Here is a 15047-nt window from a genome sequence, read left to right as displayed (position 1 = left end):
GGGACAGTTGCATGGTCGCGAACGGCGAAACGTGAAAGTCAAGGGGCGCTTTTCCCCGCGGCCGGTGGAAAACCTTGTGGATAACACGCTGGACATCTCGCCCGAGGCGCATCCCGCTTGGCTTCCATTGCGATGCCCACCGAAAGAGCAGCGCAAAGAAATATTTCCCTTGACGCGCTGCACGAGGATCCGTGACCTAGTTCACGCCGGATAAGTAACCAGACGTATTTTTGAAATATTAAGTTCGTAGCCTCGCGGCGCATGGATTCACAGAAATTTCTCCAGCGCCGCCGCCTGCTCCAGGCCACGACGGCAACCGCCGCGTGCGCCGTCGCCGGCATGCCGGCGCTCGCATTGGCCCAGTCGCGCGCCGCAGACACCGCAGGTCCGCGGGTCACGCAGTTGCTCGATATGTCGCCGGACCAGCAGGAATTTTCCCGGGACTATGCGACTGGCATCCGGCTCGCCTTCGCTGAACTGCGCAAGGCCAACAGCGCTGCGCCGCAGCTCTCCACGGTGGAAACCGACGGCACGGCCGTGGCGGCGCGCAATGCCATCCAGCTCGTCAAGAACGACCCCGCGCAGGTGGCCTTGCTCGGCACCGTGGGTGAGGCACTGGCACTGTCGAGCCTGAAGGAAGCGGCCGCGGCCAAGCTGGACATCGCGCATGTCGCACCGTGGCTTGCCGACTCGCAGTTCGACAGCGATCCGCACGTGTTCAGCCTGTTCGCCTCGCGCGAGGACCAGATCCGCTACGTGCTCAAGAACCTCGCCGAGATGGGTGTTTCCGAGCTCGGCATCGTCTACCCGAACCCGGCGCGGGCCGAAGCCCTTCGCGCGAGCACCGAAGCGATCGGCGGCCGGCTGAAGATCAAGCTGCGCACGCTGACCGTCCCGGCCGGGCAGGATCCGGCGACCTACGCCTCTCAACTGCGCCCCGACGCGCCCTTCTTCCTGGTCTTCATGGGCGCAGGCATCGAGCTCGCGCAGTTCACGCAGGGCCTGAGCCGGCGCGGCACGCAGCGCTACGTGGTGTGCCTCGCCGACGTCGACACCAACACCTTCCTGCAGCTCAATCCGGGTAAATCGGTGCCGATCATCTTCACGCAGGTCGTGCCCAACCCGCGTTCCAGCAAGGTGCCGGTGGTGCGTGCGTATCGCGATGCGCTCCAGCGCCTGTTCGACGAGGCACCGACGCCGGTGAGCCTCGCCGGCTACCTTGCCGGCCGCTATGCGGCGCAGGTGATCGCGAGCACGGGCGCGAACCCCTCGCGCGCAAAGGTGCTCGCGGAATTCCAGCGCCGCCGGTCGGTCGATGTCGATGGCTGGCGCATCGACTACGCGGACGGCGGCCGCGCGAGCAGCTTCGTCAGCCAGACGCTCCTGAACGCACAGGGCGCCTTCGTCGGCTGAAGTGCGGGGCGGGGCCGCTGCCTATACTCGCGAACGGGTCCGGAACCTGCCTGCGGCAGGCATCCGTCATCAGCCATCCACGCCCTGCCATCCGTTCACGAATGACCGCTACGCACGCCCCCGATTCGACCGCCATGGAACAACGCAACAGGGGACGTCTCGGGACCACGGCAAGAATCGTCTGCGCGGTGCTTCTGGCCGGGCTGCTTGCAGCGTGCCATGCGCCAGTACGGCTCATGCCGACGCCGGCGTCCTTCAGCAACGGCGACGTGGACCCCTTCGAGAAGATCGGCGCCAAGCTCAAGACCACCGAGGTGCCGGTGTTCTACGCCACCAACCGGCTGGCGCTGATCGAACACCCGGACCCGATCCACACCATCGTGCCGAGCGACGATCTGCGCATGGGCGTGGCGCACGTCCGCGTCGGCGACGAAGCGCTCGACTGGGAAACGCTGCATCGGCTTTCCACCAGCGCGGATCCGGACGAACGGCCGATCGTTCACCTCGACCGCCTCGAGCAGATGGCCAAGCTGCGGTCCGGCGAGGCGGTCAAGAACTCGCCCGATGCCCAGGCCTTCTTCAAGATGGTGAATGAGGCGCTGGCCGCGAGCCCGAACAGCGAGCTGCTGATCTACGTGCACGGCTCCAACAACACCGTGCCCCGGGCAGCCGCGCAGGCAGCGCAGTTCCGGCACTTCACGGGGCGGCGCATGGTGGTGCTGGTGTTCATGTGGCCTTCGGCCGGATCGATCCTGCGCTACCTCACGGACGTCAGCAATGCCGAAGCCACGGTCGAGCCCTTCGCGCGCATGGTCGAGCTGCTGGCCGAGAACACCACCGCCTCGAAGATCGACGTGCTGGCCTACAGCGCCGGTGCGCAGGTCCTGAGCCCCGCGCTGGTGCGCCTGGGCACGCCTCGCCCCGGCGAGTCGCGCGAGCAGCTCCAGAAGCGCCTGAGGCTCGGGCAGATCTACTTCACCGCGCCCGACATCGACACGCGCCGCTTCGTCAACGAGCTGGGCGGCTACTTCGACATCATCGAGCGCGTGAGCATCGCGGCGAACCTCAACGATTCGGTGCTGCGTTTTGCAGCCATGGTCGGCCGGGCTTCGCGCGCGGGCCGGCCCGACGTGACCGAGCTCAACGAGGAGCAGACCCGCTTCCTCGTGGACGCATCGCGAAAGCTGCGCTTCGACCTGATCCGCGTCGATCCGAAGGACATCCCCAACCTGCCCGAGAACTCGCATGCCTTCTGGTACGACGACCCGTGGGTCAGTGGCGACATGCTCGCGCAGTTCGTGCTGAACGCGCCGCCGCCCCGGCGTGGGCTCGACGAGCAGGTCACGCCCGGCGGCGCGCGCTACTGGCGCTTTCCTTCAGACTTCTACGACCGGATCTACCGGTTGTTCAGGCCGTGACAACCCGCAGCCTCGGACCCTTGCTGCGCGACATCCGCGCGTGCACCTTGTGTGCGCCGCAACTGCCGCAGCCGCCGAGGCCCGTCCTGCAGGCGCATCCGGCCGCGCGCATCCTCATCGCGGGCCAGGCGCCCGGGAGAAAGGTGGACCAGAGCGGCATCCCCTTCGACGACGCGAGCGGCGACCGTTTGCGGCTCTGGATGGGCATCGACAGCGAGACGTTCTACGACCCCACCGTGGTCGCCATCGTGCCGATGGGTTTCTGCTACCCCGGAACCGGCACCTCGGGCGACTTGCCGCCCCGGCCGGAATGCGCAACGACGTGGCGAGAACGGGTGCTGGCCCGCCTGCCGAACATCAAGCTGACGCTGGCGATCGGCCAATACGCGCAGGCCTGGCATCTCGACGGCGGTGCCGGCAGCGCGGTGACCGAGGCGGTCCGTGCATGGCGCACCCATTGGCCTGCAATGCTCCCCCTGCCCCACCCGAGCCCCCGCAACAACGTCTGGCTGAAGCGCAACCCGTGGTTCGACGAAGAGGTGATTCCGGCACTCAGGGAGCGGGTCCGGCAGGTGCTGGAACAGCCCTAGCGCACCAGCAGGCTGCGCAACCCCTTCAGGACGCCCGGCGCCGGCCGTGCTTGCGAGGCCCACTTCGTGTAGCGCAGGCGCTCCTCGACCAGCACGACGCCGAGTGCCCGGAGGTTCTCCCGGTTGTAGTGCCAGCACCCGGCCACCACGAAGTGGCCGGCCATGGCGTGGGGCGCGATGGTGACGTTGACCGCACCGATGCGCTCCATGGTCTCGGCGCGCGCAGCGGCCTGCTGCGAACCACCACCGAGGATGTCCACCCGGCGCGTGAAGGCGAAGCTCACGGTCTGCACCTGGTGGAAGCCTTCGGCCAGGAACTGGCAGATCTCGAGAAAGATCAGCCGGCCGATATGGATCTGCGCATCGCGCACCACGTTCGCGGGGCGGAAGTGCTCGATGTGAACCTCGCTGCCGTCGCTGGTCACCGGTACCGGGTCGAGCGTGCCGAGCAGGACCTCGCCGTCATGGACGTTCATGATCCCGCCCAGGCGATAGGGCAAGCCGGAGGGACCGGTGATCTGGAGTCTTCGAAGGTTCATGGAACGCTCGCGCGGGTTGCACGCGCCTTGCCGAACGTCCGACGTTGCACGTGCAGCAAGGCCTGCTCGTGTTATCGGCGCTTGCGGCCGGATGTTGAGGCGGAATCGACGAGTATGTCGCAAGCCGCACTCGATTCCGGCCGAGCCGACGGACGGCGCCTAGAACGCGTGGCGCATGCCGAACTCGGTTCCGGTCGAATCGTGGTTCGGCGAAGTCGTCGAGCCGCTGAGCGCCTGCGCGGCCCCGTTGCTGTTGGAAATGCGCGCCACCGTCGCGTACACGGCGCTGCGCTTGGAGAGGTTGTAGACATAGCCCAGCGCCCACTTCGACGTGGTCGGCTTGGGCACATTGCCCGCCGGCTCGCGCTCGTAACGCGCGTACGACAGCTTGATCTCGCTCGCGCCGATCGGCAGGTTGAAGCCCACCAAAGCGCCCTTGCCGTCCACAGTGCCTTGCGACTCGTCGTAGTACTCGCCCATCAGCTTCAGGCTCCAGAGTTGCTCGAAGGTCCACGATGCGCCGATGTTCGACACGCGCAGGTCGTTCGACACGGGCTGGCTGGCCGCGATGGTCGTGTAGGTGGTGCGACCCGTAGCGATGGCGATGTTGAACGGGCCATTGAGATACCCGACGCGCCCGCCGACGTAGTTGCCGTCGTTGTGGTTCCACGTCGGCAGCACGCCTACAATGTCCGAGCGCGAGTCGTTCTCGCCCATGGCGTACATCAACTGCCCGTAGAACCCACCCAGCGTGGGCGGCAGGAAGTAGCCCACGCTGTTGGAGGCACGCGTGCCCGTCGCCGACGTGAGGCCACCAAAGCCGGTGAAGTAAATCTGGTTCGCCCCGATGCCGCCGCCCGTGCCGAACGGATCGAACAGCGCCGTGTTCCAGAAGGTGGGCGTGTAGTCGCGGCCCGCGCGCACCTCGCCGAAGGGGCCCGACAGGCTCACGGTGGAGCGGCGGTTGAAGGTCAGGCCTCCGGGCGTGGTGTTGCCGCTGGCCTGGTTGTTGGTGTTGGTGGTGAAGCCGCTGCCGTTGTCGTTCTGCAGGCCCGCTTCGAGCCAGAAGTTCGCCGCGTAGCCGCCGCCGAGGTCTTCAGTGCCGCGGAAGCCCAGGCGGCTGAAGGTGTTGGCGCTGTTGCTCAGTTGCCATTTGCTGGTGGACAGCGGGCCGGAGCCCGTGGTGTAGGTCACGGCTGCGTCGAGCACGCCGAACAGCGTCACGCTCGATTGCGCGCAGGCGACGCCCGCGGCCATGCAAGCGGCCGCGGCCACTACTGCTTTCTTCATTTTTTCTTTCGGGAGTTGGGAAACTTGTCGCTCAGAGGCGGGGGTCGGCAGCAGATACACCGCTGCGCAGCGGCACGACGGTGCCGCCGCCTGTGGCCGGCGCCGGATTCAGGAGCGCCGCAATACCCGCGACCTTGGCTCGCACGCGCTGCGCCATCGCTGCCATGCGGGCTTCATCGGCGTCCTCGTCGCCGGTGAGCGCTTCGCACGGCAGGTCCAGTTCCTCGCAGAGGCCCTGCAGCACTGGCGCTTCGAGTTGCGCGGGTTCCAGCATGGCGAGGTAGTCGAGGCCCATTCGCAACGCCGCGCGGCCGAGCCGGTAATCACGCCCGCTTTCGGAACGCTCGACGAAGCCCAGGCTCTCGAGCGTGGTGAGCAGCCGGAAGACGGTCGAACGCGGCAAGTCGAAGCGACGCACCAGTTCAGGCGCGGACAGAACGCTGTCCTCCTCGCCGAATGCGCAGAGCATCCGCAGGCCCCGCTCCAGCGCGGGGACGTTGTAGCGATCCGTCGGGTCGTCCATCGCGGCGTCGCGCGAGCCGGCCAGCAGCGCATCGAGGGTGACTTCATGAGGCGTGGTATTGAGCGAGTTCATGATGTTGGCGGTGCTTGGGTGTGACATGGGAGGGAATCAACTCTTCGCGGGCTTGGACTTGGTCGCGAGGTATTCGGCGAGCTTCTCGACGTCGTGGATCAGGACCGAGCGCCCTTCGAGCGCGACGAGGCCGCCGTCGCTCATTTCCTTGAAGTACCGTGACAGCGTCTCCGGCGTCAGGTTGAGTTGTGCAGCCACGACGCTTTTCTTGATGGTGAGTTCGATGCGGGCCGATCGTGAGGCGCCCGGCGGCACGAGCCGCATCAGGTACGTCGCCAGTCGCGCGGCGGGCGGCTGCAGGAGGAACGACTCCATGTCGTCCACCACCATGCGCATGCGCAGCGAGAGGCTCGCCATCATGCGCAGCGCGAAGTGGCTGTCGCGCTGGATCAGTTCCATGATCGACTGGCGCGACACATACACGAGCAGGCAATCTTCCAGCGCCTCGGCCGTGAGGTAGTAGGGCCGCTCCAGGAACATCGTGATGTCGCCGATGGTCTCGCCGGGCTCCACGATGTGCAGCGGCTTCTCCACACCCTGCGAGGAGATCAGCGACAGCTTGATGCGCCCGTAGGCGATCACATGGAACCCGCTGCAGGTATCGCCGCGCTCGAAGAGGATCTCCTTGCGCGGCAGCATGTCGAGCCGGGCGAGGCTCGCAAGCGCGTCCAGGTCCGCCTCCTTCGCGGACTGGAACAGCGGCAGCTTGCGAAGCATCTGCTTGCAGCGCTGTGCCGAAGTGACCATGCATCGCTTTCGAATTCAGGAGATCGCGATGCGTGTGCACGGCATGTCCGTGCCGGACGAATGTGTGTTCTTGTCGACGCTCATCGTGATTACCTTCTCTTGACGGCCCTTCGGGGGCCGTGCCCCTCATCGGGCACGAGCCGCAAGATTAGTAATCACTGTCAACTTTGTTAACCCCTTTGCTTGATCCAAATCAAGAATCAAGCGCGATCTAGGGCAATCCCTAGCGCCTGTATGGGCAGGTATGTCCCAGTCGGATTGCGACCATCCGCGCCGCGTATGTCGATCGTCAGGCAGCAGGCAGGTATTGCTCCACCAGGCGGGCCCAGTAGGCCGCCCCAACCGGCAGCAGCGTGTCGTTGAAGTCGTAGTGCGGGTTGTGCACGCTGCAGCCGCCTTCCATGATGTGCGTGCCGTTGCCGATGAAGAGATAGCACCCCGGCACCTTTTCGAGCATGAAGGCAAAGTCCTCGCTCGCCATCACCGGCGGACCCATCTCCACCATGCCTTGCGCACCCACCAGCGAGCGCGCGACAGAACGTGCGAACTCCGTCTCGGCGGCAGCGTTGACCAGCACCGGATAGCCGCGCCGATAGTCCACCTCGGCGGCGACACCGAAGCTCTGCGCCTGTGCGTTCACCAGTTCATGGATGCGGCGTTCGGCCAGGTCGCGCGCACCCCGGTCCAGCGCGCGCACGGTGAGCTGCAACTCGGCGCTGTCAGGGATCACATTGCTTGCGGTCCCGGCATGCAGCACGCCGACCGTCACCACCACCGAATGCAGCGGGTCGGTGTTGCGCGACACCACGGTCTGCAGCCCGAGCGCGATGCTCGCCGCCGCCATGACCGGGTCGGTCGCGAGATGCGGCATGGCGCCATGCCCGCCGCGTCCATTGAGCTTGATGACGACGGTATCGCCCGACGCCATTTGCGCCCCATCGCGAAAAACGAGCTGGCCCGCCGGAAGGCCCGGCATGTTGTGCATGGCGAAGACCGCGTCGCACGGATAGCGCTCGAACAGGCCCTCCCTCATCATCCGCGAGGCGCCGTTGAGCCCTTCTTCCGCCGGCTGGAAGATCAGGTTCAGCGTTCCGTCGAACCGGCACTGCGAAGCGATGTATTCGGCCGCGAACAGCAGCATGGTGGTGTGACCGTCATGACCGCACGCGTGCATCACGCCGGGGCGTCGGCTTGCATGCGGACGCTCTGCAAGCTCGGTCAGCGGCAAGGCGTCCATTTCCGCGCGGATGCCGAGGCGGCGTGTGCCCTGCCCTCGCCGCAATTGCGCCACCAGCCCGGTGCCGCCGATGCCGCGCTCCACCTCGTAGCCCCACCCTTGCAGGCGTTCGGCCACGAGATCGCTGGTCTTGTATTCCTCGAAGCCCAGCTCCGGGTGGCTGTGGATCTGCCGGCGAATGGCGGTGTAGTGGCCCGCGCGCTCGTGTGCCCAGGCGCGTACCGGCTGCATGGTGTTCTGCGTCATTGCGGTTGAAGCTGGATGGACTTTGCCAATGCCTGGAAGCGTGCGGCCTCGGCCGAGAACTTGCGCGCCGAGTCCTCCAGCGATTGCGGCGCGGCGGGGCGCGAGCCGGTATCGAGGATCGCCTTCTTCACCTCGGGCTGCGTCAGCACCGCAGTCAGGGCCTGATGCAGACAGCTCAACGTCGCAGCCGGCGTCTCCTTGCGGACCATCACGCCCGACCAGGTCGAGTATTCGAAGTTCTTCAGAAGCGTGCCTTCGCCGAAGGCCGGCACCTCGGGCGCGAGCTCGTCGCGGTTCGGGCCCACCCAGCCGAGGATCCGCAGCCGGCCGTCCTTCTCGAGTCCCCGGTACATCGTGGCCCAGGGCATCATCGTGAAGTCCACCTGGCCGGCGCCCATGTCGGTCATCAGCGGCGCACCGCCCTTGTAAGGCACGTGCAGCATCGGCACACCGATGCGAGCCGAAAGATCCTCACCGGCGAAGTGATAGAGCGAGCCGTAGCCCACGCTGCCGTAGCTCAGCGGCTTGTTCGCCGGATTGCGCGCATAGGTGACCAGTTCGTCGATGTTTCGCACCGGGAGGTCCTTGCGCACCAGCATCACCAGCGGGTTGACAGTGACCGGGTTGACCAGCGTGAACTGGTCATGGCGCAGCTTGACTGCCGCATTCGCAAGCGGCGTCAGGATCACTTCGTTGGGCGACCCCAGGAACAGCATGTGCCCGTCCGCCGGCGCGGACAGCACCTTCTGCGCGGCAATCGATCCACCCGCGCCGCCGAGGTTGTCGACGAGCACCGGCTGGCCCAACTGCTGCGACAGCGGCTGGTTCAGCGTCCGCGCGATCACGTCCGACAGGCCACCCGCCGGATACGGCACGAGCAGCGTCACCGGCTTGGAGACGCAGGCGGCAGCCGCATTCCCAGCCAACACGGCGCTGCAACACAGCGCGACAAAGGACTTCCTGGTGCGAGGCGAAATCACGGCGAACGGCTCCTGGGTTTGAAAGATGCGGCGAATCGTAGGTTCGCGCCCTCGCTGTCACAATGTTCGATCCGGCCATTTGATGTGCTGTTTCGGCCACTCCGTTTCCAATGGTTCATTTCGACCTGATGCTTCCCGAAGGCGGTGCGCCCGGCGCGCTGTGGTCGGCCATCGACGTTCTTCGCGAGCTCAATGCACTTGCGCGAACACGCAATCCTCGCGATCGATTGCCGGCCGTCGCATGGCGATTCGTCGACGCACAAGGTCGCACGCACAAGTGGCACGCGCAGGTCTGCATCTGCGATGAAGAGCGCCTCTACGCCCGCAAGCCCATCGCAGGGCCACGCGTGCTGCTCCTCCCTCCGTTGGAGATGCGGTCGATACCCGCGCTGCGCCGGCTGGCCTCGCGCAACGCGAAGCTGGTGGAGACGATTCGCGAGCGACTCGATGCAGGCCATCTGGTCGGCGCATGCGGCACCAGCGTCTGGTTGCTCGCGCAATCCGGAAGGCTTACCCTCGCGCCGATCCCGTGGCTCTACCAGTCTGGATTCGAAGACCAGTTTCCGGACGTCAGGATCGAAGCGCGCGAGCCGATCGTCGTCCAGCACGGCATCGTCTGCGCAGCGGCGCCGCCGCTGATGCACGCACTGGTGCTGCACCTTGCCGCCTATGCCGGTCTCGCAGACCTCGCCCATGCCGGTGCGGAGAAGCTCCTGCTCAATGCAGAACGGCAGGCCCTGTCGGCCACCATGACGCGCAAGGAAGTGATGGGCCAGTCACGCGACACGCCGCTGTATCGCGCGCAGACCTGGATACAGGCCAATGCCGGCCGGCCGCTCAAGCTGGCGGATGCCGCGGCAGCCGCTTCGATCAGCGAGCGAACCCTGTCCCGGCTGTTCCGCCAGCATCTGAACAAGACGCCGCAGGAATATCTGCAGGAGCTGCGCGTGCAGCGTGCGCAGATGTGGCTGGAGGGCACCTGGCGCTCAGTCGAAGAGATCGCGCACGACTGCGGCTATTCGGACACCAGCGCCTTCTGCCGCATGTTCGCGCGCGCGACCGGCACCAGTCCGCGCGGCTACCGTGATCGCTACACCTTCCGCGGGCCTCGAGCCCACTGGCGGTTGAACGAGAACGGCGAGGGCCGTCAATGAGGCATCGATGAGGACTAGGGCAGCAGCTCGAACTTCAGGTCCGCCAGCGGCGTGACCTTCTCGTCCCGCGTCAGCTTGTATTCGGTGTTCGGCCCGAGCCACTTGGCCCACAGTTTGTCGATCTCGCCCGACTTGTCGAGCGCATAGAGCGCGGCATTGACCTTGGAGAGCAGCACCGGCTCGTCCTTCTTCATGCCGATGCCGATCGGCTGGTAGACCATCGGCTCCTTGATCATCTTGAGCTCGACGCCCGAGGTCTTCGACTGGTTGACCAGCTTGGTGATGGTCATGGTGTTCGCAACCATGCCGACCGACTTGTTCTGCTGCACCGCCATGAATGCAGAGCCGGTGTCCTGGAAGGTCACGGGCTCGGAGCCGTTCATCTTGATCGACAGTTCGGAGGTCGAGCCCTTCGTCGAACTCAGGCGCTTGCCCTTGAAGTCGGCCTTGCTCGTGCCCGGATCCGAGGCCTTCACTGCAAGCATCTCCTTGGCGATGTAGTACGGGTCGCTGAACTGGATCTGCTCACCGCGGCTCTTGGTATAGGCAAGGTTCGCGACCGTGACGTCGACGCGCCCGAGCTTGACCTCCGGCACGCGCGCCTCCACCGACAGCGGCGTGACCTTGGCCGTCACACCGAGCTGCTTCGCTAGCGCATTGCACAGGTCGACGTCGAATCCGACCATCTCGCGCGTCTTGGGATCGGGCGCGGCGAAAGGCGGGACGTCGGCGAAGGTGCCGCACTTGAGCTCCTTGCGCTGGCTGATCTCGTCCCATTGGTCCGCGTGCGCGAGCACCGCGAACGCGGACAGGCTGCAGCCGATGACGGCCAGACGGATCGCAGTCTTCTTCGACATGATGAACTCCAGGTGACGTGGTTTGCTGTGAAGGGTGGAATGGCGGCGACTCAGTGCGCGCGCAGGTCGGAAAGAAATCGCTTCGCGCGCGGATGCTGCGGGTTGCAGAAGAACTCCTTGGGCTCGGCCTTCTCGAGGATCTGGCCGGCATCCATGAACCAGACACGGTCCGCAACCTCGCGCGCGAAATTCATCTCGTGCGTGACGCACATCATGGTCATGCCCTCGTTGGCGAGGCTGCGCATGACGGAGAGCACTTCACCCACCATCTCGGGGTCGAGCGCGCTGGTCGGCTCGTCGAACAGCATCGCGGGCGGCTCCATCGCAAGGGCACGCGCAATCGCCACGCGCTGTTGCTGACCGCCGGAGAGTTGCGCGGGATAGGCGCCGGCCTTGTTGGAAAGGCCCACGCGTTCGAGCAGTTGCATGGCCTTGTCTTTCGCCACCGCGCGCTTCACGCCGAGCACCCGCGTCGGCGACAGCATGATGTTCTCCAGCACCGAGAGATGCGGGAACAGGTTGAAGCTCTGGAAGACAAAGCCGATTCGGCTGCGAAGCTTGTTCAGTGCACCGCTGCCCATCGGCGCATGGATGTCGTGGCCGTCGAAGAGCAACTGCCCTGACTTGATTTCTTCAAGCCGGTTGACGGTGCGGATGAGCGTCGACTTGCCCGAGCCCGACGGCCCGCAAACCACGACGACCTCGCCGCGCTTCACTTCAGCATTGACGTTGGTGAGCGCCTGGTAGTCGCCGTACCACTTGTTGATGTTGGAGAACAGGATCATCGGGGTGTCGACATCGGGGGCCATGCTTTCTGTCTCCTCTCAAGGATTCGTTGCGACCGTCGGCGGCAGGGAAGCCGGGTTTTCGACGGGTTTTGCCGGCTTCATGCCGAGCCGCTTGTGGGCAATGCGCCGCTCCACCCACTGCGCCAGTTGCGTGAGGCTGAAGCACACCACGTAGAAGGTCACGGCAAGGATGAAGAACACCTGGAACGGCTTGGTCAACAACTGGTTGTTGATCTGGTTAGCGGCAAAGGTGAGTTCCTGCACGTTGATCACGTAGCCGAGCGTGGTCTCCTTGATCGTGGAGATGAACTGGCTCAGCATGCTCGGCAGCATGTTGTAGAGCGCCTGCGGCAGGATCACGTACCACATGGTCCCCAGATGGCTGTGCCCGAGCGATCTCGCCGCCTCGACCTGCCCCTTGGGCAGTGCCTGGATGCCGGCGCGAACGACCTCCGACAGGTAGGCGCCTTCGTAGATCACCAGCGTGCAGAGCATGGTCGTGAAGCCCGAGACATCGCGCCCGATCAGCAGCGGCACCAGGAAGTAGACCCACAGGATCACCATCAGCAGCGGCACGCCGCGCACCACGTACACCAGCACTGCCGCAGGCCAGCTCAGGAGCTTCCACGGCGACAGACGCGCCAGCGCGAGCAGCACCGACAGCGGGAACGCCATCAGGATGCCGAGCACCGAAAGAATCAGCGTCGCGCAGATGCCGCCGAGCGGGCCGCTCGGGTACTGGCCGACGAGCAGCAGCAGCCAGTTGTCGCGCAGGATCTCGAAGATGCTGTACATGGCTTACCTCGCTCCTGCGATGCGATAGCGCCGTGCGACCCACGCGCCGATGGTCATGATGATCAGCGACAGCACGAGATAGAGCACCGTGGCCACGCTGTAGGCCTCGAAGGCACGGAAGCTCTGGCTCTCCACTTCCTTCACCGCGTGGGTCAGTTCGGCGACGCCGATCGCCATCGCGAGGCTGCTGTTCTTGAACAGCGACACGCTGTGGTTGACCAGCGCCGGAATCGCGTTGCGCATTGCCTGCGGCAGGATCACGTGTCGCATCGAGCCGATGTAGCCGTGGCCCAGTGCACGCGCGGCTTCGGCCTGCCCCGCTGGGATCGCGCGGAGCCCCGAGCGGATGTCTTCGCTGAAGTACGCGGCCTGGCAGAGCCCCAGCGCGATGATCGAGATGAGCGCCTCGGCGTTGTGGTCCGACAGCCAGGCCTGCACCGCATCGGGCAGCACGCTGAAGATGCCGAAGTACCAGAACATCAGCTGCACCAGCGTCGGCACGTTGCGGTGGTAGGAGATGTAGGCAGCCACCACGCGTTCGGCGATGCGGTTGGGCGTGAGCCGCACCACCAGCAGGATGATCGCGATCGCCATCGCGAGCAGCCAGGAGCCGGCCGCGATCTTCAGCGTCATCTCCACGCCATGCAGCAGCATGGCGCCGAACTCGGGCTTCAGAAGGACGGCGAGTAGATCGAAGTCTTTCATGATCCGTGCCCCCTTTCGTGGTGTTCCGTGGCGCCGGGCCTCAGGCCTTGGCTTCCTGCGGCCGGGTGGTGGAGAGTCCGCCCGGCACCTGCAGGGTCGGCGTGATCTCCATGTGGCCGACGTTCACCGCGATCGGCGCGGCGATCGCGAAGGCGATGGCGTTGGCGATGTCCTCGGCCTTCGGCAACTCGAATCCTTCGACGAAGCGCTTGTAGGTTTCGTCGGAATCGCCATGCACGTGCGCAAAGATGTCCGTCGCAACGCGGCCCGGGCAGATCTCGGTGACGCGCACGCGCTTGCCGAAGAGGTCGATGCGAAGCTGGCGCGACAGCATGCTGACCGCCGCCTTGGTCGCGTGGTAGGTGCTGTTGCCGTTGAAGTTGTAGGCACCCGCGATCGAGCTGATGTTGACCACATGCCCGCGATCGCGTGCCGCCATGCCCGGCACTACCAGCCGGCACAGATGCAGCACGGCGCGCAGGTTCACGTCCACCAGCAGGTCGATGCCCTCGGCGTCGGCCGCAAGGATCGAGCCCGGCCGGTCGACGCCGGCGTTGTTGACGAGCACGTCGAAGGGCACTTCCTTTGCCAGCCGCGTGATGCCTTCGACGTCGGCGACGTCCAGTGCATGGGGAATGCAGCCGGTGCGGGAGGCAAGCTCGTCCAGCTTGCCGGCACTGCGGGCGATCGCATGGACCTGCAGGCCTTCCTTGCAAAGGCGCTCGACGACGGCGGCGCCGATGCCTGACGAGGCGCCGGTGACGAGAGCGGTCTTGTAGTCGGAGAACGGCATCTTTGCTTCTTTCCTTAATGAAATTTCACTGTATCGATCAGCGCAAATTGGCGCCAAGACGGAATGTCTGTGGAGAGATAAGGCGTCCTTATGTCCGGGTGAACGCTTGGGTGGAAGCCCCCGCAAGCTGCTGCGAGACCGGCACCACGCGCCCGCCGGACTCGACCACGCCGCGTACCGCGCGCGCCAGCGCCACCGCGCCCGGCGTGTCCCCGTGCACCAGGATCGAACGGGCCTTCATCGGGATGCGCTTGCCGCTGTAGCTGGTGACCGTGCCGTCGTCCAGGAGCTGCCGCACCCGGGCCAGCACCGCATCCGGATCGTGGATCACCGAATCCGGCAGTTTGCGAGGCACCAGCAGGCCCTCGTCATCGCAGGCCCGGTCGGCCAGGAAGGTGGTGACAACGCGCAGGCCGCATCGTTCGGCCGCGCCCTCGATCGCACGGCTCACGGATGAGCTGATGATGAGATCGCGGTCGAAATCGGCGACCGCTTGCACCAGCGGCTCCGCCAGCGCGGCATCCGCCGCCGCCATGTTGCCCAGGGCGCCATGGAAGCTCATGTGCGTCATGCGAAGCCCGGCCGACTTCGCCATGCCCGCCAGCGCGCCGAGCTGGTAGGTCACGTAGGTGGCGAGTTCCGCGGTGTCGATCTGCATCTGCCGGCGGCCAAAGCCCATGAGGTCGGGAAAGCCCACGTGTGCGCCGATGTCCACGCCCTTGGTTCCTGCCGTACGCACGGTGCGGTTCATGATGACCGGATCGCCGGCATGGAAGCCGCAGGCGATGTTGGCGGAGGAGACGATCTCCAGCAGCGCCTCGTCCTCACCCATCCGCCAGGGGCCGAAGCCTTCGCCGAGATCGGCGTTCAGATCGATGTCCATGTGAATGTCCTTTGCGC

15 protein-coding genes and 1 pseudogene are annotated in these 15047 nt (G+C 65.7%); 4 read left to right on the top strand and 12 right to left on the bottom strand.

All coding sequences use genetic code 11. The features are described 5' to 3' along the window. The first annotated feature begins 261 nt into the window (after window positions 1-261). The 3 genes from FHW64_RS12495 (at window position 262) to FHW64_RS12485 (ending at window position 3421) form a co-directional block, all read left to right on the top strand. A complete protein-coding gene (locus FHW64_RS12495; RefSeq protein WP_184526585.1) occupies window positions 262-1413 on the top strand; it encodes an ABC transporter substrate-binding protein in 1152 nt (383 codons plus the stop codon). A gap of 134 nt (window positions 1414-1547) precedes the next feature. Then, window positions 1548-2831, top strand: coding sequence for an alpha/beta hydrolase (locus tag FHW64_RS12490; protein WP_184526583.1), 1284 nt, complete (start codon window positions 1548-1550; stop codon window positions 2829-2831). After that, window positions 2828-3421 carry a uracil-DNA glycosylase family protein gene (locus FHW64_RS12485; RefSeq protein WP_184526581.1) on the top strand — a complete coding sequence of 198 codons (594 nt, stop codon included), beginning with the start codon at window positions 2828-2830 and terminating at the stop codon, window positions 3419-3421. The genes FHW64_RS12490 and FHW64_RS12485 overlap by 4 nt, the downstream gene beginning before the upstream one ends. Here the strand turns inward: FHW64_RS12485 and FHW64_RS12480 are convergent. From FHW64_RS12480 to FHW64_RS12455, 6 genes and pseudogenes are all read right to left on the bottom strand, one after another. Then, on the bottom strand, window positions 3418-3960 hold the full coding sequence (locus tag FHW64_RS12480) for a hypothetical protein (protein WP_184526579.1): 543 nt from the start codon (window positions 3958-3960) through the stop codon (window positions 3418-3420). The two genes, FHW64_RS12485 and FHW64_RS12480, sit on opposite strands and share 4 nt — an antisense overlap. 159 nt (window positions 3961-4119) lie before the next feature. Further along, window positions 4120-5250 (bottom strand): porin, encoded by a 1131-nt coding sequence (locus FHW64_RS12475; RefSeq protein WP_184526577.1) that lies wholly within the window; start codon window positions 5248-5250, stop codon window positions 4120-4122. 264 nt (window positions 5251-5514) lie between these two features. After that, window positions 5515-5773: pseudogene (locus FHW64_RS34830) on the bottom strand (helix-turn-helix domain-containing protein); the annotation flags it as partial. A gap of 108 nt (window positions 5774-5881) precedes the next feature. Then, window positions 5882-6592, bottom strand: coding sequence for a Crp/Fnr family transcriptional regulator (locus FHW64_RS12465; protein WP_184526575.1), 711 nt, complete (start codon window positions 6590-6592; stop codon window positions 5882-5884). 289 nt (window positions 6593-6881) lie between these two features. Continuing rightward, on the bottom strand, window positions 6882-8075 hold the full coding sequence (locus FHW64_RS12460; protein WP_184526573.1) for a M20 aminoacylase family protein: 1194 nt from the start codon (window positions 8073-8075) through the stop codon (window positions 6882-6884). Next, window positions 8072-9055 (bottom strand): tripartite tricarboxylate transporter substrate binding protein, encoded by a 984-nt coding sequence (locus FHW64_RS12455; protein WP_311733296.1) that lies wholly within the window; start codon window positions 9053-9055, stop codon window positions 8072-8074. The genes FHW64_RS12460 and FHW64_RS12455 overlap by 4 nt, the downstream gene beginning before the upstream one ends. 110 nt (window positions 9056-9165) lie before the next feature. Here FHW64_RS12455 and FHW64_RS12450 point away from each other — a divergent pair, with 110 nt between their 5' ends. Next, a complete protein-coding gene (locus FHW64_RS12450; RefSeq protein ID WP_184526571.1) occupies window positions 9166-10209 on the top strand; it encodes a GlxA family transcriptional regulator in 1044 nt (347 codons plus the stop codon). A 14-nt stretch (window positions 10210-10223) separates the two neighbouring features. On the opposite strand, the gene FHW64_RS12445 is transcribed toward FHW64_RS12450, so the two are convergent. From FHW64_RS12445 to FHW64_RS12420, 6 genes are all read right to left on the bottom strand, one after another. Further along, a complete protein-coding gene (locus FHW64_RS12445) occupies window positions 10224-11066 on the bottom strand; it encodes an ABC transporter substrate-binding protein (protein WP_184526569.1) in 843 nt (280 codons plus the stop codon). A gap of 50 nt (window positions 11067-11116) precedes the next feature. Beyond that, window positions 11117-11851 (bottom strand): amino acid ABC transporter ATP-binding protein, encoded by a 735-nt coding sequence (locus FHW64_RS12440; RefSeq protein ID WP_184527860.1) that lies wholly within the window; start codon window positions 11849-11851, stop codon window positions 11117-11119. Between the two features lie 39 nt (window positions 11852-11890). Continuing rightward, the gene (locus FHW64_RS12435) at window positions 11891-12649 is read right to left on the bottom strand and encodes an amino acid ABC transporter permease (protein WP_184526567.1); all 759 of its coding nucleotides are present in this window, start codon (window positions 12647-12649) and stop codon (window positions 11891-11893) included. A 3-nt stretch (window positions 12650-12652) separates the two neighbouring features. Continuing rightward, window positions 12653-13354, bottom strand: coding sequence for an amino acid ABC transporter permease (locus FHW64_RS12430; protein WP_184526565.1), 702 nt, complete (start codon window positions 13352-13354; stop codon window positions 12653-12655). Between the two features lie 40 nt (window positions 13355-13394). Next, window positions 13395-14147: an SDR family oxidoreductase gene (locus tag FHW64_RS12425; RefSeq protein WP_184526562.1), complete on the bottom strand. Its 753-nt coding sequence runs from the start codon at window positions 14145-14147 to the stop codon at window positions 13395-13397. A gap of 88 nt (window positions 14148-14235) precedes the next feature. Next, window positions 14236-15030, bottom strand: coding sequence for a LamB/YcsF family protein (locus FHW64_RS12420; protein WP_184526560.1), 795 nt, complete (start codon window positions 15028-15030; stop codon window positions 14236-14238). Between the last annotated feature and the right edge of the window lie 17 nt (window positions 15031-15047).

Source organism: Variovorax sp. Sphag1AA (assembly GCF_014192575.1).
GTDB lineage: Bacteria > Pseudomonadota > Gammaproteobacteria > Burkholderiales > Burkholderiaceae_C > Variovorax.
This window is presented reverse-complemented; position numbering and strand designations above follow the sequence as displayed.